Origin of the sequence: Larkinella insperata (assembly GCF_026248825.1) — a bacterium.
GTDB lineage: Bacteria > Bacteroidota > Bacteroidia > Cytophagales > Spirosomataceae > Larkinella > Larkinella insperata.
This window is the reverse complement of record NZ_CP110973.1, coordinates 4,779,929-4,798,702: the sequence shown is the minus strand read 5'-3', so window position 1 is coordinate 4,798,702 and position 18,774 is coordinate 4,779,929. Positions and strand designations below refer to the sequence as shown.

The window sequence follows — 18,774 nt, the reverse complement described above, 5'->3', positions numbered from 1 at the left end:
TTAGCGAAATTCTGAAAAAGGGAACCGGCGGTCTGGGCGCTCACCCATTGGTGAACCGGCCGCTTCAGTAGGCCACGACCGGTGTCACAATATCCTCCACGGCTTTTTTGTCGCCCCGGGCCGGGCCGTGCCAAACGCCACCGCCGAAGGTGATGATGTAGACGTTCTCCGGATTCTGCGGGTCGGGTTCGACGCGCTGGCCCCATTTAAAGTTATAGCCTTTGATGCGCGCCCAGGTCAAGCCCCGGTCCTCCGACCGGTAAGCCGCCGAGTTGAATCCGCAGGCATAATAAACGCCGTTGCGGGAATCAATGGTCACGTCGTGAACGTGCTGGTCTTTCTGGAACACCGGCTTCCAGGTTTTGCCGCTGTTTGTCGAGAGAAAAATGCCCCCGCCAATGTCGGGCGTCAGTTTCCCGGCGGTTTTGCGGCCCCAGGCGGTCAGCACCAGCCGTTCGGGGTCTTGGGGGTCAACGGCCAGATCGACCGGGCTGTTGGTTTCGATGGGTAAGCCTAGTTTGGTCCACGATTCAGCCCCGTTGTCGGAGCGGTAGAGCGCACCGTTGCCCGGAGTGCCAATGGTGCCGTCGTCATTGCGCCGGGCCACCAGCAGAAACAACGCGCCATCGGTTGGGCGCCGAACGAGTTTCCAGGCAAACGGTTCTTCGCCCGAAATGCCGTTGTTTTTCAACTGCCAGCTTTTGCCGCCATCCGTTGATTTATAAACCCCCTTACCAAACGCACAGGCATACAGCGTCCGGGCCGCCGGATTACTGCCCGGGTCGAGAACAAGGCTGGTCATGCCTGCTTCACCAATCTCCTGACTGACAACCTGCCAGGTGGTGCCGGCGTCGTCCGTAACCAGAATACCGCCCTGGTAGGTTTTCGGGCTGGTTCGCCGAAACATTTTGGGACGGGGCAAATCGTGCGTACCGCTCATGACGGCCCAGGCCCGGGCCTTCACCTTCGGATCAAACACCAGCGCGTAGGTAGTATTTACCCATTCTTTGGGTACGCCGTTGCGGGTGGCGCTGTTCCAGGTCGCCCCCCCGTCCCGGCTTTCCATCAACCCAATGTCGGTGTACGTGATAAACTGGTGCTTCGGATCGAACGGGTTGGTCACGAAACTGTAGGCCGTCGTAACTTCCAGGCCGCGCGAAACCCAGCCGTCACCCCCCTTTTTCGTGTAGACCTGCTCCCAGGTTCGGCCGCCATCAACGGTTTTGACGGTGCGGCCAAAGTCAGTTCCGTAGCAAATGTCCGGGTTGGTCGGGGCCACGCCCAGGTTGAACGGATTTCCGGCCCAGCCGGCCCCGAACCGCTCGTTGATCCAGCCCTCTTTTATGTTGGGAGTCGCAACGCTCTGGCCCTTCCCGTCGAGATCTTTCCAAACCAGTTTCCAGCTTTTTCCGAAATCATCCGAGCGGGCAACCCCGAAAAACAGACTATCAGGATGCGTTTTGATGCCGACATACGAGACATACACCACATTCGGATGCCCGGCGCTGGTGCCAATGCCCCGCCATTCCGGCAGTTCGGCCCCCGGAACGTTCCTGGCAACCAGACCCGTTTGCCGGTTTTCCCAGTGTGCCCCGCCGTCGTCGGTGAAAAAGATACCCGACGGATCGCCTTTTGCATTGAAATAAGACTTTCCGGCCGTGGCGTAGAGGATTATCTTTTTCTGTTTAGGGTCAAAACCGCCCGCAAATGCGGTCAGGTTTTGCACGCCCTCCGGTCCTTTGTTAACCGTCCAGGCGGCTCCTTTTTTGACGTAAATGGCGTTCTTTGTCGTCACGTAAACCGTGCGGGCGTTCGCCGGTGAGGTGGGATCGATGTAGATGTTTTTGGCGGCTTCGGGTAACTCCCGCTCTTTCGTCCAGGTTTGCCCCCAATTGGTCGATTGGAAAAACCCAACGGTTTGATCGATGCGGATGGCTGCGTAGAGTTTCCGGGAATTGGCCGGGTCGATGGCCAGCGCCAGAACGGTTCGGCGGGTGCTGTCGGTGGTTACGAGCACTTCGGACGCGTGATCGCCCTGCGCCACGACACCCCGGATATCGGCTGGATTCGGGTAAACGACGTTCCAGGTGGTGCCGCCGTCGGTGCTTCGGTATAAGGCCAGCGAATTGGCGTAAATCACATCCGGATTCTGCGGATCAAAGGTAAAAAACTGAACGGGCATCCGGAGGTTGAACATCCGCCACTGCTCCCCCGCGTTGTGGGTGATATACGCCCCCGTCATGTCGCAACTGACCAGCACTTGGTCGGTCTTGTGCGGACTCACCGTCGGGTTGAACATGGCCCCACCCCCGCCCGGCCCCACATACCGCCAGGCGTCGTTGCGGCCCGTTGAATGCTGGCTGGCATTCGGTTTCTGAGAAGCGGCTTTCAACGCCTGAGCGCAGGAAGAATGCCAGTAGCTAGCGCCGATCAGCAGCAAGAGGCTGCCCCAAAAACGAAAACGGTGTGTAGAATTCATGACGGTTAACGGTTAGGATCGACTCGGCAAAGGACCCGCCGAACGTTGAGAAGATTTATTGCCAACGTTCGGCGGGCTACGGGTTTAATTTCGCGCGGGCGTCGGATAGCCCGGATTTTGTTCCAGGAGCGAGTTCATGCGCAAATCGGCTTCCGGGATCGGAAACAGGTAGTCGTCTTCCGAGAAGTTGGCCGTCCACTCGGGGTTAACGTCTTTGAGCATCCGTTTCCGCACCAGATCAAACCAGCGGTCGTATTCGAAGCACAGCTCCAGATTCCGCTCTTCAATCACGGCTTTATCGAAGGCGTCCTTCGACAGGGCGGTTGTTAACCGGGGACGAGCCGGATTCGCTACATTGCCGTTGGCCCGGTCAATCACCCTGTTGACGGCATCCACGGCGGCCTGGGTGGGTGCACCTTTCGCCATGTTCTCGGCTTCGGCAAAGATCAGCAGCACGTCGGCAAACCGCAGAATCGGGATGTTCGAGGTCGAGCGGTAGCTGTTGAAATCGGCCGTCGAAATGTTCAGGTATTTGCGGATGTAAGCCGCCTGGTTGCCCGGCCACTTGGTGTACGGAACACCGTTGTATTCCGTGATCAGGTAAGCGGCCTTGCGCGGTCCCGCCGGATACGTGCGCTCCCAGATCGGATTGGCGCTGAAATCGCCCCAGCCGCCCATCACGCCCGGTGCCCAGATTTGCGGGTCCGTCGCCAGATCGTCGTCGCTCGAATTGAAGCTGAACATCATCTCCGGTCCGTATTTATTGGCCAGACTAAACACCTCTTCGACCTTCGGCACCAGTGAATACGTGCCTTCCTGCATCACCTGAAGGGCCATGTCGGCGGCTTTCTGGTAATAACTTACGTCGTTCAGCGGGGCTGTTGCCATCGTCAGGTACACTTTGGCCAGCAATCCCTTGGCGGCTGCGCTGGTTGGGCGGGCCTTCTGGGCCGCGGGCCAGGTCTTGGGCAGGTTCGCAGCGGCTTCCGTCAGGTCGCTCACAATCAGGGCATACACCTCCTTGGCCGGCGCGCGGGGCACCTGCAACTGGGCGGTATTGGGCGTTTCTTCGGTGAGCAGTGGCACTCCGCCAAACATCCGGACCAGCATAAAGTAATTGAAAGCCCGCAGGAATTTGGCCTGCGCCAGCAACTGCTTCACCGTCGCGTCATCCACGCCCCGCAAGTTGCCTTTCTTGATGGCGCTAATCGGGTTGTTGAGGTTCAGCAGGGCTTCGTAATGAGCTTTCCACAAACCGTCGCCCTGCGAAATCGAGATGTTCAGGTCACCGCCGTAAATCTGGTCGTCGTTCACGAACGGGCCAAAACCGTAGGAATACCCATCCCAGGCGCTCCACAGGTTATTCATGGAAGAAGCAAAGGCCGCTTCCACCTGGGCTTTGGAGGTATAAAAATTCTCCGGCGTAACGAAGCTGGCCGGGTTTTCTTCCAGCGACTTGCAGCCCACCAACGCGGTTAGCAAAGCCGTCAGCGTCAGGGTGTATGCTTGGGGAAAATGTATTTTTTTCATGATTCTGAGCCATTTAGAAGGAAACATCGATGCCGAACGTCAGGATTCGGGCCGGTGGGTAGTTGCTGAAATCGACCCCGATCTGGGCGTCGTTGCCGTTAAACGAACTGACTTCCGGGTCGTAGCCGCTGTAGGTGGTCAGCGTAATCAGGTTGGTGCCACTAACGTACGCCCGCACCCGGCTGAGTTTGACTTTTTCGGAAAGGGCCTGCGGCACGTTGTACGAGAGCGTGACGGTTTTCAGCCGGATGTACGAACCGTCTTCCACCCAGCGGCTCAGGCGTTGGTCGCCCGCGATGAGCACTTTGTTGGTCAGGTTGGCCTGCTGGCGGGTCAGGCCGTCGATAAAGCCCGGCACGTCGGTATCCTGATTGTCGGGCGTCCAGCGGTCGAGCAGACGGGCGCTGGTACCCTCGCCGGGGCCTTCCAGCCGAATCCGGCCCTGGTTAAAAATGTCGTTGCCTTTCGTGCCCTGAATCAGAAAATTCAGCTCAAACGCCTTGTAGGTCATGCGGTTGCTCCAGCCGAAGATAAACTTGGGAAACGCGTTGCCGATCGCCTTAATGTCTTTCGTATCAATAACCCCGTCGTTGTTCAGGTCGGTATACCGCGGATCGCCGGGGAGCTGGCCGTAGCGGGCGGCCTGTTCGGCTTCGCCGGTTTTCCAGACGCCTTCGTACTGCCAGCCGTACATCTGCCCGAACGGTTCTCCTTTCGCCAGGTACATAAAGTTTTTGTTGACGCCGTAACCGCCCACGGTGGTTTTGTAGGAAATCTGCGTGGCCGTACCCAGATCCAGCACCTTGTTGCGGTTGGCCGAAACATTGAAATTGGTATTCCACTTGAAGGCACCCACCAGCGGATCACCGCCGAGGGCCAGTTCGATCCCCTTGTTTTCCACCGAACCGATGTTGGACAGGATGTTGGCCAAACCCGTGTAGCCCGGCAATTCGCGGTAGAGCAGCAGATCTTTGGTGGTTTTGTGGTAGTAGTCAACTGTTGCCGTCAGCCGTCCGCGCAAGACGGCCACGTCCAGGCCCAGGTTGGTTTGGGTGGTGCTTTCCCACTTCAGATCGGGGTTGGCCGCGCTGGCGATGTAGAAGCCCAGATCGGTGGTGTTGTTGCCGTTGTAGGGGTAGTTGCTGCCGGAACTGATCCGCGCCAGCGTGCCGTAGGGCGAGATGGCCTGGTTGCCCGTAACGCCCCAGCTCGCCCGCACTTTCAGATTTGAAATAACGTTCAGGTTGCGGATAAACTCCTCCTCGGACGCGTTCCAGGCGACGGAAGCCGACGGAAAATAGCCCCACTTGTTGTTTTTCCCGAACACCGACGACCCGTCGGCCCGGTAGCTGGCCGTCAGCAAATACTTGTCTTTGTAGGAGTAGTTGATCCGTCCTAGGTACGAATTGATGACCCGCTCCGACGCCGAGGAGGAATTGACGACCGAACCTGCACCGGCCAGATCAAACACGCCCGTCTGATCAACCAGGAAATTTTTGGCCTGCGTGCCCGAACCGGAGGATTTCTGAAACTGCTGCTCCACCACGCCCGTCGCCGTCAAACGATGAACGCCAAAGGTTTTGTCGTAGGTCAGGATGTTGGAGTTCTGGTAGCGGGTGTACAGGTCGGTGTTGACCGTACCAGAGCCGTTGTACTGGACGCCCTCCTTGGTTTTGAGGTTGTAATACCGCTGGTTGTTCAGGTTCTGGATGATGGCCCCGCCCGTGATGCGCAGTTTGAGGTCTTTCAAAAGATCAAATTCGAGATACCCGTTCAGCGTGTTGCGGATGGTGTTGTTGTCGATGTACGGTTCCATGGCGCTGGCCAGCGGGTTCCAGGTATCCGACGCGCCGTAGCCGGGCCGGTGCACGCTGTAGTTGCCGTTGGCGTCGTAAACCGGTTCGGTGGGTGCCCAGCGCGGGGCCACGTTCACGGCATTGCCCAGAAAACTAATCCCGGCGTCGCCGAACGGGGGCGAATTACCGGCTTCTTTGGATCCGGCCCAGTTCAGCCCGAACCGCACCCGCTTGGTGATGTCGGTGTTTAGGTTGGCCCGCAGTGAAAACCGTTTGTAGCTCGAATTGACCAGAATTCCCTGCTGATCCAGGTAGCCGCCCGAGACGAGGTACCGCAGGTTTTCGGTGCCCCCGCTGATGGACAGCTGGTGATTTTGCAGCGTTGCCGTTCGGTAAACCACATCCTGCCAGTCGGTGCCGCCGGTTTGTTCGTAGTCCCGAATCTGGGCATCGGTAAACATCGGAACGGGGATGTTGCCGGAACCGGTTTGCGTGGCGATGTTGGCGTTGACCGTCCGGGCAAAATCGGCGGCATTCATCACGTCGAGTTTGTTGCGCAGGTTCTGGACCCCGATGTTGTAGCTGTAGGTAATCATGGGCTTTCCTTTCTTGCCCATTTTGGTCGTAATCAGAATCACCCCGTTGGCTCCCTGCGACCCGTAAATGGCCGTCGCCGAGGCATCTTTCAGCACTTCGATGTTTTCGATGTCGTTCGGATTGAGCGAGTTGAGGTTACCGCCCTGCAAACCGTCGATTACGATCAGGGCGTTGTTGCCGCCGTTGATGGAGTTCATCCCCCGCACCCGGATGGTGGTGTTACCGCCCGGTGCGCCGTCGGTATTCAACACCATCACCCCGGCTGCGCGGCCCTGCAATGCCTGATCGACCCGCTGGGTCGGCAACTGCGTAATGTCAGCCGCCTTGATGGAGCTGATGGAACCCGTCAGGTCGCTTTTGCGCTGGGTACCGTAGCCCACCACCACCATCTCGGACAAGGTGTTGGCGTCCTGCTGCAGCACAATATCAATCGTCGTCCGGTTTCCGATCGCGATTTCCTGCGGTAAATACCCGATGTACGATACAACCAGCGTTGTGGCCTTATCAGCAGCCCGCAGGGTGTATTTCCCTTCGGTATCGGTGGTGGTTCCGACCGTTGTTCCCTTCACAACGATGCTGGCACCCGGCAGCGGGCCGTCATTGCCGGTCACTCTTCCCGAAATGACGCGTTCCATACGCCTGAGCGCGGGCGTGGTGCCGTGCGCCTGGGCGTAAGCCACACTCAGCAGAACGCTGAGTGACAGGCAGCGAATTAGTAGTAAATGGGGCATAACTTAATAGGTTTGACTAAGAATAACGCATTAATTATCAGCACTTTTTTATAATTTGGCATGAATAGGAATGGTGCCGTAAACGGCTTAAATGCGGACAAAAACCTTCCGTTGATACAGCCAGTACAGGACGTACCAGGCCAGCGCAAACGCCAGACTACCGATGATCAGATGCTGAACACCGTCGTCTAAACCGTTGATGAGCAACCCCAGGTTGGTCTGGAGGTTATCGCGCATCCAGCCGTGAATGGTCCAGTGCGTGAGGTAAGCCGCCATCGAATTAGCCCCGACGGCCACCAGCCAGACCGTGCCCCGGCGCCAGCCCCGGACCTCGACCGCCCAGACCCAAAAGGCCAGCATCAGAAACACCAGTCCAGCGCTGAGAAGCGTCCAGGTGGGTGTCCAGATGCGCTTGACAATTGGGCAAATACCGGCAAGGTGCAAAAGCCAAGCGAGTGCTATACCGGCGATTCCCCAAACGACCAGCGTCCGGATTTTAGTCGGCACCGGGTTCTCCTGCCGCAGCCGCTCACCGGCCAGCAAGCCCAGCAGCATGGTGCCCAGCGACGGAATGAAGCTCAGCGTCTGGTAGCCGCCCGCATTGATCACAAACGGGTTTTCGCGGGGAAAAAGGTTTAGAAACCACCGGTCGAAATAAGCCGCCGGATTGGCTTGGATGTTCCAGTGGGCGAAGAAACCCGTCAGCGGCTGGTACGGCTGGCCTTCAACCTGGCCGTTTGGTTGCAGCAAATACGCGTCGGTGGTTGGCCAGAACGCAAACAAGGCCCAATAACCGATGAGAATTACCGCCAGGGCCGCCCACTGCACCCGCTCCGGGCGAAACGCCAGCCAGAACAGAAGTGGGTATCCCAACCCGATTTGCGTAATGACATCCTCAAAGGTGAAATTGGTCTGCTCCGCGCCCATCGACCGCAGGAAAATGCCCAGCAAAATCAGAATCACGGTTCGACGCCACGTGTGTCGCCAGAGATCGGCCGGGGTGGCTCCCTTGGCGAGCCGGCTGGCGATGGAAAACGGCACGGCCACACCCACCATCAGCATAAACGACGGCTGAATCAGATCCCAGGCCCGGCAGCCAATCCAGATTTCGTGCGACGTCTGGTAGCTGATGAAATTCCAGAAAGCGCTGTCGGGGTAAAATGCCGCCATCCGGGGCAGTTCGAGCGTGGTTTCGGTCAGCAAAAAAACCATGACAACGCCCCGAAAAACGTCCAGGGACAGGTAGCGCTCGGCTTTTTTTTCGCGCACGACGGGTTGGGCAATCATCTGATTGTCGGGTTAAAATAGGTCAGGAAGGAAGTACGCGTTTGAGAAAGAAGCTGTTAGAAATCAGCGCTTCTTCCGATACAGGAGCTTCTCGGCGTTTTCGGAATACAGCTTTTTAAGCACCTGATCGCTCAGGTCAAAACCGTGCAGCGGCCAGTGGTAATGGTATTCGTCGATTTCGTAAAAATGCTCGTCGGCAGTTTCCAGAATCCGGAACGTGGTCTGGTACATGTGGTCGGTGATGGCCATGTCGGTGCCGTACAGCAGCCGGTCCTGATACCGTTCGTAAAATTTCTTCATGTAGCGCGGAATCGTAGCCGTTTCACCGTAGCGGGCCGAGATGTCGGCGTACAGGTTCGGGTACGTATCGAGCATCTTGCCCAGAATCGTCAGGTCGTAATCGCAATTGGCCAGATGGCAGGCAATAAACGTGGTGCCGGGGTTGTCGCGCACCGCATTTTCAAGCGTTTTGATCATCTGCCCGTGGTTCAGAATATCGGGCTGGTTCAGATAAACGTGCCATTTGGCGGCATTGATCAACCCGTCGTTGGTTGAATCGACTTTCTGGTACATCCAGTACGATTCGGCCACGTGGATGTTGATGGGCATCCCGAGTTCTCCGCAGCGCTTCAGGAGTGGTTTCATGCGCGGATCGTCGATGTGCATCCCGTACGCTTTGGTCGGACGGTCGTAAAACAGCCCCAGGCCCTTGTCGCCCACTTCCCCGATGCCCTTCGCTCCCATTTTCTGGCACCGTTCCAGTTCTTTGATGGCGTGGTCGGTCCATTTCGGGTCTTTGTCGTAGCCCGTAAAATCAAACCCGCACCAGAGGTCGAACCGGTCCGGATAGGCTTTATACTTGGCCACCAGCGAGTCGAATCGGGCACCCGTCGACATCGTCAGGACGATGGTCTTTTTGATGCCGTGCCCATCCATCGTCTTCACCCATTGCGCCAGATCCCCCCCGGAATTTGTTAAAAAATCATGCGAATGCACGTCGATCACCGGAAATTTGGCTTTGGTGACGGTGGTTTTCGGAATCCGGTAGATCGACTGCGGCCGGTAATCCGTTAACCGAAGATTCTCTACGCCCTGCGCTACCGCGGACCGGGGCCCCAGAAACAGCCATCCCATCAGACCGCTTACGAAAAAATAGAGTGTGCTTTTTCGGATTAGAGAGAAAATCATCGTTAACAGAATAAAAGGTTTGGGGGTTATCAGAATAGCCGACTCTTTTCGATAAACATTGTACTGCATATCCCACCAGAGCCAAAACAAAATTATACTTATCAGTAAATGATCAAAATTTTATATTGGACAACAAACCCATCGGGCAGCTAAACAATCGATTGTGTAAGCCTACGCAACCGATTGCGTGGTTTTTAGTCGAATCCAACAGATTCTTTATTTTTAGGGCCAAATCCACATAACCCAACCACATCCAACGATCGTATGGTTCATCCTACCACCATGAAAGAGATTGCCAGGCAACTGGGCGTTACGGTTTCAACGGTATCCCGGGCTTTGCAAAATCATCCCAGCATCGGACTTCGTACGCGGGAACGGGTGCACGAACTGGCCAAACGACTGGATTACGTTCCGAACCCCACCGCCATCAACCTGAAGCGCCGACGAACGCACAACATCGGCGTGGTGCTGCCCTTTTTGACGGAGCAGTTTTTCTCGACGGCCATCTCGGCCATTGAGGATGTGGCCATCAGCAAGGGTTACAGCGTGGTGGTAATGCAGTCGCGCAACGATTACGAACGGGAGCGGCTGGTGGTGGGAAATCTGGTCAAACACGGTGTGGACGGCATTATTGTTTCGCTGGCGTCGGAAACCCAGAACAACAGCCACTTTCTGGAGGTTAACAAGCACGGCATTCCCATCGTTTTTTTCGACCGGGTTGCCCGAAACCTTCCCAATAGCTGCGTGTACGTGGACGTTACCGCGGGGGCCATCGAAGCCGTCGAATACCTGATTTCCCTTGGCCTTTCGCGGATTGCCCTGCTCAACGGCCCCGGCACCCTGCAGGCCACCGACGAGCGGCTGAAAGGCTACGTCACCGTCATGAACCGGCACGGCATCCCCATCAACCGGGCGTACGTCCGCAGCGTCAACCTGAGCAAGGAGGATACCGCCCGAAAAATGAGCGAACTGCTCGACCTGCCCGAGCCTCCGCAGGCCGTGCTGGCCTTCAACGATTACGTGGCCCTGGATGCCATGCAGGTCTGCCGTCAGCGGGGTCTGGCGATCAACCAGGATATTTATTTCGGCAGTTTCTCCAATCTTCCGTTCTGTTCCTACCTCGAACACCCGCCCATTGCCTCCATCGAGCAGTTTCCGCACGACATGGGCACCAAAGCCATTCAACTCCTGATTGCCGCCATCGAGGACCCCCAGCACTTTACGCGGGAGGAAGTCGTCATTCCGCACAAGCTGATCGTAAGGCAGTAAATTTCGTGCGGGCCGTTGCGGAGGTCAAACCGGTATAACGGTCGTGTTTTTCACTTCCGACATCACAAAAAAACTGCTGATGTTCAGAATGCCGGGAATGACCGAAAGCCGTTCCTGGTAGAAGCGGTTGTAGGCTTCCATGTCGCGTACGACGATCTTCAGCAGGTAATCGAAGGTGCCCGACACCAGGTTGCACTCCATCACTTCCGGTAGTTGTGCGATGGTTTGGTCAAACACTACGAAGGTTTCGCGGGTTTGTTTATCAAGGGTAACGTGGCAGAACACCACCAGCAGGTTTCCCAGCTTTTTTTTGTTCAGCAAGGTGACGTATTTCTCAATGATCCCTTCCCGCTCGAGCCGTTTGATGCGCTCGTGCACGGGGGATTTGGAGAGATTTATCTTCTGACCAATCTCCTGAATGGTGAGTTGGGCATTTTCCTGCAAAAGGGCAATGATTTGCCGATCGATGTTGTCTACCGAAGCCATGACGGAATTTTTTCTTTACGGGGTCGTTACGGGTGGGGGCGGCCAAATTTTTTCCTTCTATACTACGAAAAATAAACACTATTTCCTAAAATGAGTTAAGGAATCAGAAATCTGTTTGGTGATTGATACCTTTGTGTGGTCTTATTCATCAACAACAATCCCTTAGTACCATGGTTATCGGTGTTCCCAAGGAAATTAAAAACAATGAAAATCGGGTTGCGCTTACGCCAGCCGGAGTTTCGGAATTTCGGCGGTACGGTCATACCGTATACGTTCAAGTGAATGCTGGTGTGGGAAGCGGGTTTGAAGATGAAGAATACATTGAAGCGGGCGCCATCATGCTGCCGACCATTGAGGAGGTGTACGGCATCGCGGAAATGATCATTAAGGTAAAAGAGCCGATTGCTTCCGAATACGACCTGATTAAGGAAGACCAATTGCTGTTCACGTATTTCCACTTTGCTTCTTCGGAAGAACTGACGCACGCCATGATCGAGCGGAAAGCCGTTTGTCTGGCGTACGAAACCGTTGAGAAAGCTGATCGCAGCCTGCCGCTGCTGATTCCAATGTCGGAAGTAGCGGGCCGGATGGCCGTTCAGGAAGGCGCGAAATACCTGGAAAAACCACAGAAAGGACGCGGTATCCTGCTGGGCGGTGTTCCGGGGGTAAAACCGGCGCACGTCCTGGTTCTGGGTGGCGGAATCGTCGGAGCGCAGGCGGCTAAAATGGCCGCCGGCCTGGGCGCGCACGTCACGATCATGGACATCAGCCTGGCGCGGCTACGGTATTTGTCGGACATTATGCCCGAGAACGTGGACACCCTGATGTCGAACGAATACAACATTCGCGAAGCCGTTAAGCAGTCGGATCTGATCATCGGCGCGGTGCTGATCCCGGGTGCCAAGGCGCCTCACCTCATCACCCGCGAAATGCTGAAACTGATGCGCGCCGGAACGGTATTGGTCGATGTAGCGGTTGATCAGGGCGGTTGTATCGAGACCTGTACGCCCACAACCCACGAAAACCCGACCTACGTGATCGACAACGTGGTGCACTATTGCGTGGCCAACATGCCGGGCGCTGTTCCTTATACGTCAACCGTGGCCCTGACGAACGCGACACTTTCGTACGCGTTGCAACTGGCCAACAAAGGCTGGCAGCGAGCCTGCCGGGAAAACGAGGAGCTGAAACGCGGCCTCAACGTGGTGGATGGCAAAGTGGTGTACCAGGGTGTCGCCGAAGCGTTTGGTCTGCCGCTGGAAGACGTCAACGAACTGCTGCGTCGGGAAGAAGAAGAAATTGCGTAAGAAACGGATTACACTTCATCAACTTTATAGATCTTACTTCATCAACAATTTTTTAAGGGTTTAGGAATAAAAATAACAAAGACGCGGCCGGTATGAGTCGCGTCTTTTTTTGTGGCCTACATCAGGTAAAACGCGCCCCCGAACAGCACCACCAGCACGGCTTCGAGCAGCCAGATGTACAGCGTATTCCGGTTTAAAACCTGCCGAACCAGAAAATGCGCCCCGGCTGCCACCAGCGTCAGCGGAATGCCAAAAAATAAATTCAGAACGATGTTTTCCCGCTCGAGATTGGCCAGTCCGTATCCCACCATCACTACGCCCATGCCGGTGACGATCGTGAACGGCGTGATCAGCTCCAACAGTCTGGTCAGCGTCATTATTTTTTCAGGAACGTCTCAGTCAGTTCCTGCCACTCTTCCTCCAGCGTTCCGGTGAAAACGGCAGCTCCGGTCCGGCGGTACCAGTAGCCCGCGTTCCACTTGTCGCCTTCCTTGCGGTGCAGGTACGCGTGCAGCCGGTCGTAGTCGCGGGTACCCTCGCGGCTCTGGGCAATGTTGTGGGCCTGTTCCCAGTCGCCCTTGCCGTCGTGCCAGAGTGCTTCGGCAATGGGGTGTAGTCCGAACGGAGGACGGGGGCCGGTTAAGCTGCTCGTAAATTCCTGTAGCGTCATGGTTTTATTGGAAAAACTGGGGCATGAAATTCATCAGAAAGGCTTCGTCGGTGGCCCGGGTGATGGCCGTGTAGAGCCAGCGGACAAAATCCTGATTCACCTGCCCGTCCGGCAGGTAGCCCTGATCGACAAAAACGGCGGGCCACTGCCCCCCCTGCGCCTTGTGGCAGGTCAGGGCGTAGGCAAATTTCACCTGCAGGGCGTTCAGGTACGGGTCGCGCCGGATGGCTTCGTTGCGCTCCTTCTTGGTTTTGATGTAGAAGTAATCTTTCTGTACGCTCTCGTACAGCTGACGGTTTTCGTCCCGCCCCAGCGAAGGCTGCGGAGAGTAAAGCGTATCCAGAATGATTTTGCTTTCAAACTCGGGCTGCTCCTCCAGATCGACCAGCCGCAGCGTGACGGTGGCGAATTTCAACCCGTGCACTTCTTCGCGTTTGCGGATTTTCAGCACCTCCACAAAATCGCCGTTGGCCAGAAAGCCCGCGGGCGAGTCGTCGTCGAGCACGGAATAGTTGTTTTTGACGATCATCAGCATGTCGCCCGCATCGAGTTCTTCCTCGCACTGGTTGATCGCCCGGCGAATGTACTGGTTGTACTGCACCGCCATCTTGTTGGACCGCGTAATGATGATGGTATTTTCGCGGCCGTATTTATCGTAACAATACCGAATCCCGTCTTCCAGCCGCTCACCGGTCATCTTGTAAATATCGCTGTATTTGCGAACGTTCAGGCTGATGTGCGGTTGCGGTTCCTGCAACACGTCCCGCAGGTTGGTCGCGTTCAGCAGAATGCCCGAGCGTTCGTCCTGCCGCATGACTTCCAGCAGTTCCTGCTCTACCACTACCATGTCGAAGTGCCGTTCCAGGTAGCCTTTGTCCAGCGCCGGGCTTACCTCCTTGCCAACGGGCGGCAACTGGGCCACGTCGCCCACCAGCATCAACCGGTTGCCGGGGTTTTCGAAGACAAAATCCACCAGATCGGCCAGCAAACCGTTCATGCCGATTTCGGCATCGTCGCTGATCATCGAGGCCTCATCGACGATAAAGATGGTGTCTTCGTGGTAATTTTTCTGCCGCTGGAAAACCAGGTTGCCCGAATTGGCGTCGGCAATCTGGCGGTAAATTTTCCGGTGAATGGTCTGGGCCATCCGCTTCGAGTAGTTGGCCATGACTTTGGCCGCCCGGCCCGTTGGCGCCAGCAGAACCGACTTGAAACCAAACTTGGGCAGCACTTTAATCAGCGTACTGATCAGGGTGGTTTTTCCCGTACCGGCGTACCCTTTCAGCAGGAAGCAATCACGGTAATGTTCGTGTTCCGAGCGGATTATGAACTGGTTCATCTGCTCGAAGAAGTGCTGCTGTCCGGACGTGGGCTTGAAAGGGAAGCGTTTCGCCAGCAACTGCGCCGGCGTGAGTGTTTCATTCATTGGACGAATATACGGTAAAACGCCCGTTTTTTCAACGGATTCACAGTCGTCGGTAGGGAAACTTACAGCCCTGATCGTCTTCAAACGTTACCATTTCGTTCTTGATTACAAACCGGTACGTTCTGGCCACTTCCCGGGCATTCGCAATTTTAACGAGTTGGCGATCGACTTCGTACGTACCGGTATCCCAGACCTGCGGCACTGCCGTTTCCTCCGACTGCGTTTGGTAAACACCGTTGGCGGTAAACTCAATGACGTTTGGATACCCCTGGCTGCAGGGTGCGGGGCTGATTTTTTGCCAGGCCCCCACCAACGCGTTGGTCACCTGCTGCACGTCGCCCACCGGTGACCGTCGGCACGAGAGAAACAGATTGGCCAGGAGGAAGAGTCCCGGGAGAATTCGGCCAGCGTAGGAAGCGGCTTTTTGCATCGGACGTAGTTTTTTCAAACTTATCAGAATGCCTCATCAAAAACAACCGGAGCACCGCGGCTGAACACAGTTTATTTTATTTGACTTTTCCAAGAATTTACGCACAAAACAACCCTGATACACAAAACAAACTTGCTTATAGCCTATTAATTTTCTACTTTGTTCCTGTTCCATCTAACCAAACCCCTTCGATTGATCATGAACATCCGTCAGATTTTGCAAGGAAAAACCATCAACACCATCTATTCCGTTTCGTCCGACTCGACGGTTTATGAAGCGCTGGAAACCATGGCTTCTAAAAACATCGGTGCGGTGCTGGTGATCGACGGCGAGCAGCTGTCCGGGATTTTTTCCGAACGCGATTACGCCCGCAAGGGGATTCTGCAAGGCCGGGCGTCGAAGGACACACTGATCCGGGAAGTGATGACTTCCAACCTGATAACCATTTCCAGCCAGCACCAACTCGAAGACGCCATGGTCTTAATGTCAGACAAGCACATCCGGCACCTGCCCGTAGTCGACGGGGGGGAGCTCACCGGAATCATTTCCATCAATGACGTGGTGAGCGCCATCATCCGCAACCAGAAAGCGCACATCGACTCCCTGGAAAATTACATCTCAGGAAGCCCGTATTGAGCCCAGGAAGCGGGAGTGGTGGGTGATGCGTTGGCGGGCTTCTGCTTTTAACTCGCAATTCTTCGCTCATCACTCTGAACTCTTCCCTATATTTGCAGTGCAAAAACGACCAGAAATTAACAAACATTGGATATTGCACGCGAAGAAGTAAAGCGGCTCTACGGCAACCGGCTGCGGCTGCGGGTTTGTGGACTTTGCCTGATCGACGGAAAACTGCTGATGGTTCGTCATCGGGGCATTGGTCCCACCGACACCTTCTGGTGTCCGCCGGGCGGGGGGCCGCAGTTTGGCGAAACCGCCTATGAAGCCCTCATCCGGGAATTTCACGAAGAAACCGGCCTCGACATTGAAGTAGGTGAGTTGCAGTTTGTCAACGAGTTCATGCAGGATCCCCTGCATGCCATGGAATTGTTTTTTGACGTCCGGATCATCGGGGGGCAGCTTCGCCAGGGTTTCGATCCGGAAATGGCGGCCGACCACCAGATCATCACGGAAGTTCGGCTGCTGACGTTTGACGAAATCAAACGTTACCCCGAAAGCGAAGTGCACCGGATGTTTCAGCAATGCCGGTCGATGGAAGATGTTTTCCACTTAAAAGGATATTTGAAACAATAGCGGAAGCCTGTTCGGTATTTTTGTAGTTTTAGCAGAGGAAGCGGATTCCTGCTGGGAAACCCGTCTCCTCTGCGTTCATTTTTATCATTTACTTTTTTTGTGCATACCGATACGTTAGCCGCCGTGACCCCAACCGTAGCCCTTCGGGAAGATTCTTTTGACGTTACGCAGACCGACTCATTTCAGCTTTGTCTGGAGATGAGCAAAGAGCGTTTTCGGTTCTGTGTCGTCGAACCCGGAACCCACCGGTGCTTCTGGCTGGAAGATTACACGTTTCCGACGCTTTTGACCGAAAACCCGTTGTTGCCGTCGTTGCAGGCGATTTACCACAACCACCCGGTTCTTCAGTCGGCTTACTGGAAAACGATTACCATTGCGGTCAATTCCCCTTCGTTTACGCTGATTCCATCGCACCTGTTTCGGAAAGAATACGCGGCTCAGTACCTGCAACTGATGCGCGGCAATCCGCTTTCGCTGACGGAACATGCGCTGGCTTATGCCCACCGGAAAGAAGAGTTTCACGCCGTGTTCAGCATCGACAACGCCCTGACCGACTGGCTGGCGGCCACCTACCCGTTGCAGCAAACCACCGTGATTCACCAGTCGAGCGCCCTGATTCAGGCTACGGCCCTGAAGGATTCCGTGCTGGATTCTTCCCACAAACTGTCGTTGAACTTTGAGGCTGAAACCGTTACGGTTATTTTCCGGAAAGGGGGGCAGTTTATGTTCTGCAACCGGTTCGCTTACAAAAATTCGACCGATCTGGTGTACTACATTCTGTACGTGGTCAACGAGCTGAAAACCGACCCGAAGGAGTTGAAGCTGGTTTTGTTTGGTGAAATCACCCCGTTCGCGGAGATGTACACGGCGCTGGAGCAGTTCTTTCCGCAAATTCAGTTTGGAACCCATCCGTCGGAACTGGTCCTAACCCCGGCTTTCGACGAGATTCCCGACCACCGTTATTTCAGCCTGTTCGGCACCGCCCTCATCGACTGACGAAGGACCATTCCAACGGCATTTCTCGCTATTCTCCAAACTTTTATGAAACGAATTGCGCTTTTCCCCGGCTCGTTCGACCCGTTTACAAAAGGCCACGAAGATATCGTTTTGCGCGGGCTGAAGCTGTTTGATGAAGTCGTTATCGGCATTGGTCGCAACGCCAACAAACAACGGTATTTTCCGCTGGACGTAATGGCCGAATTAATCGAGAAAACGTTTGCGGATTATCCGGCCGTGCGGGTGGTGAGTTACGATGATCTGACGGCCAATGTCGCCCGGGAGCTGGGCGCTCGTTTTCTGCTGCGGGGGCTACGCAACACGACGGATTTTGAGTACGAAAACAGCATTTCGCAGGTCAACCGGTATGTATACGAAGACGTTGAAACCGTCTTTCTGATTACATCCCCCCACCTGGCCCCCATCAGTTCGAGCATCATCCGGGAACTGCACCGGTACGGTAAAAAAATCGATGAGTTTCTGCCCTATCGGCTTTCATGAGCATAACGCGTTATGAACGATGAATTACGCTACGTTTCATCATTCATAACGCATCATTCCTATTCGTTTACCTTCTCGTTGACTGAGTCAATCACAAAGCGGATCGAGCTGAATGAATTGGTCATGGCCAACGCCGTTTTCTTGGCGTCCATCCACGCGATTTGTTCAATGTCTTCGTCTACCTGGGGGGTCATCCCGGAATCGTCGAGGCAGGCCATCTGATACCATTTGGTCCGCTTCAGAATGCGGCTGCCGTTGAGCGTATAGGTGTGCCAGGTGGTGCAGATCCGGTTTTCCAGGGCGGCTTTCACCCCGGTTTCCTCCTCAACCTCCCGCACAGCCGCCACCCGCGACGACTCGCCGTCGTCGAGTTTGCCTTTCGGTAAATCCCACTTGCCGCGCCGGAAAATCAGCAGCATTTTGTCGCCCTTAAACACCACGCCCCCGGCTGCTTTTACCACCTTGTACAAACTCTTGAATTTTTCTTCCACCGCTTTTTTTTCCACGGCCACCAGCGTCACGGAATTTAATTCGCTGACATTGTAGTTGTTGAGCAAGCTGACCAGTTTCTCCACGGTGCCGGGCGTTGCGTTCAGCACCAGCAAATGCCCTTTCAGAGCGTTCAATTTCAAGCCATCGAGTCGAGCGTCGATGATGCGATCATACTCCAATTGGTTGGCTACTGCCTCACCCTGCAGCTTAGCGGCCTGCTTGGCACCCTTCAAATGAATGGGTCGATCGTCAATAAAAATGGTCATGAGGTCGTTAAGCAACTGTGTGAACAATTCCGTCGAACCGTCGACGTACCGGTATTCGGTTATTGGTAAACA

Annotated in this window: 17 protein-coding genes; 6 read left to right on the top strand and 11 right to left on the bottom strand. The window is 55.4% G+C overall.

The window, feature by feature from the left end:
* Positions 1-64 precede the first annotated feature (64 nt).
* The 5 genes from OQ371_RS19500 to OQ371_RS19480 all read right to left on the bottom strand — a co-directional run bounded on the left by OQ371_RS19500 (position 65) and on the right by OQ371_RS19480 (position 9,608).
* Positions 65-2,479: a WD40/YVTN/BNR-like repeat-containing protein gene (locus tag OQ371_RS19500; protein ID WP_265989982.1), complete on the bottom strand. Its 2,415-nt coding sequence runs from the start codon at positions 2,477-2,479 to the stop codon at positions 65-67.
* A gap of 84 nt (positions 2,480-2,563) precedes the next feature.
* Positions 2,564-4,009: a RagB/SusD family nutrient uptake outer membrane protein gene (locus OQ371_RS19495; protein ID WP_265989981.1), complete on the bottom strand. Its 1,446-nt coding sequence runs from the start codon at positions 4,007-4,009 to the stop codon at positions 2,564-2,566.
* A gap of 13 nt (positions 4,010-4,022) precedes the next feature.
* Positions 4,023-7,133 (bottom strand): SusC/RagA family TonB-linked outer membrane protein, encoded by a 3,111-nt coding sequence (locus OQ371_RS19490; protein WP_265989979.1) that lies wholly within the window; start codon positions 7,131-7,133, stop codon positions 4,023-4,025.
* An 87-nt stretch (positions 7,134-7,220) separates the two neighbouring features.
* Positions 7,221-8,420, bottom strand: coding sequence for an acyltransferase family protein (locus tag OQ371_RS19485; RefSeq protein WP_265989978.1), 1,200 nt, complete (start codon positions 8,418-8,420; stop codon positions 7,221-7,223).
* A gap of 63 nt (positions 8,421-8,483) precedes the next feature.
* Positions 8,484-9,608 carry an amidohydrolase family protein gene (locus OQ371_RS19480; protein ID WP_265989977.1) on the bottom strand — a complete coding sequence of 375 codons (1,125 nt, stop codon included), beginning with the start codon at positions 9,606-9,608 and terminating at the stop codon, positions 8,484-8,486.
* Between the two features lie 264 nt (positions 9,609-9,872).
* Here OQ371_RS19480 and OQ371_RS19475 point away from each other — a divergent pair, with 264 nt between their 5' ends.
* A complete protein-coding gene (locus OQ371_RS19475; protein WP_265989976.1) occupies positions 9,873-10,877 on the top strand; it encodes a LacI family DNA-binding transcriptional regulator in 1,005 nt (334 codons plus the stop codon).
* 24 nt (positions 10,878-10,901) lie between these two features.
* Here OQ371_RS19475 and OQ371_RS19470 read toward each other — a convergent pair whose 3' ends face one another.
* Complete coding sequence (locus OQ371_RS19470) at positions 10,902-11,363, bottom strand: Lrp/AsnC family transcriptional regulator (protein WP_265989975.1); 462 nt, start codon at positions 11,361-11,363, stop codon at positions 10,902-10,904.
* A gap of 170 nt (positions 11,364-11,533) precedes the next feature.
* On the opposite strand from OQ371_RS19470, the gene ald reads away from it, so the two are divergent.
* A complete protein-coding gene (ald, locus tag OQ371_RS19465; RefSeq protein WP_265989974.1) occupies positions 11,534-12,670 on the top strand; it encodes an alanine dehydrogenase in 1,137 nt (378 codons plus the stop codon).
* Between the two features lie 116 nt (positions 12,671-12,786).
* Here the strand turns inward: ald and OQ371_RS19460 are convergent, their stop codons facing one another.
* From OQ371_RS19460 to OQ371_RS19445, 4 genes are read right to left on the bottom strand one after another with little or no spacing between them, the layout of a single operon-like run.
* Positions 12,787-13,047, bottom strand: a complete 261-nt coding sequence (locus OQ371_RS19460; protein WP_265989973.1) for a hypothetical protein — start codon at positions 13,045-13,047, stop codon at positions 12,787-12,789.
* Positions 13,047-13,340 carry a hypothetical protein gene (locus OQ371_RS19455; RefSeq protein ID WP_265989972.1) on the bottom strand — a complete coding sequence of 98 codons (294 nt, stop codon included), beginning with the start codon at positions 13,338-13,340 and terminating at the stop codon, positions 13,047-13,049. Before OQ371_RS19455 ends, OQ371_RS19460 begins: the two co-directional genes overlap by 1 nt.
* A gap of 4 nt (positions 13,341-13,344) precedes the next feature.
* On the bottom strand, positions 13,345-14,766 hold the full coding sequence (locus tag OQ371_RS19450) for an ATP-dependent DNA helicase (RefSeq protein WP_265989971.1): 1,422 nt from the start codon (positions 14,764-14,766) through the stop codon (positions 13,345-13,347).
* A gap of 40 nt (positions 14,767-14,806) precedes the next feature.
* Entirely contained in the window at positions 14,807-15,196 is a 390-nt protein-coding gene (locus tag OQ371_RS19445) for a hypothetical protein (RefSeq protein ID WP_265989970.1), read from the bottom strand.
* 198 nt (positions 15,197-15,394) lie between these two features.
* Between OQ371_RS19445 and OQ371_RS19440 the strand changes: the two genes are divergently transcribed.
* The 4 genes from OQ371_RS19440 to coaD all read left to right on the top strand — a co-directional run bounded on the left by OQ371_RS19440 (position 15,395) and on the right by coaD (position 17,944).
* A complete protein-coding gene (locus OQ371_RS19440; RefSeq protein ID WP_265989969.1) occupies positions 15,395-15,832 on the top strand; it encodes a CBS domain-containing protein in 438 nt (145 codons plus the stop codon).
* Positions 15,833-15,958: 126 nt separating this feature from the next.
* Positions 15,959-16,447, top strand: coding sequence for an NUDIX domain-containing protein (locus tag OQ371_RS19435; protein WP_265989967.1), 489 nt, complete (start codon positions 15,959-15,961; stop codon positions 16,445-16,447).
* 123 nt (positions 16,448-16,570) lie between these two features.
* Entirely contained in the window at positions 16,571-17,443 is an 873-nt protein-coding gene (locus OQ371_RS19430; protein WP_265989965.1) for a DUF3822 family protein, read from the top strand.
* Between the two features lie 45 nt (positions 17,444-17,488).
* Positions 17,489-17,944, top strand: coding sequence for a pantetheine-phosphate adenylyltransferase (gene coaD, locus OQ371_RS19425; protein ID WP_265989964.1), 456 nt, complete (start codon positions 17,489-17,491; stop codon positions 17,942-17,944).
* Positions 17,945-18,003: 59 nt separating this feature from the next.
* Here the strand turns inward: coaD and OQ371_RS19420 are convergent, their stop codons facing one another.
* Positions 18,004-18,702 (bottom strand): NUDIX hydrolase, encoded by a 699-nt coding sequence (locus OQ371_RS19420; protein ID WP_265989963.1) that lies wholly within the window; start codon positions 18,700-18,702, stop codon positions 18,004-18,006.
* Between the last annotated feature and the right edge of the window lie 72 nt (positions 18,703-18,774).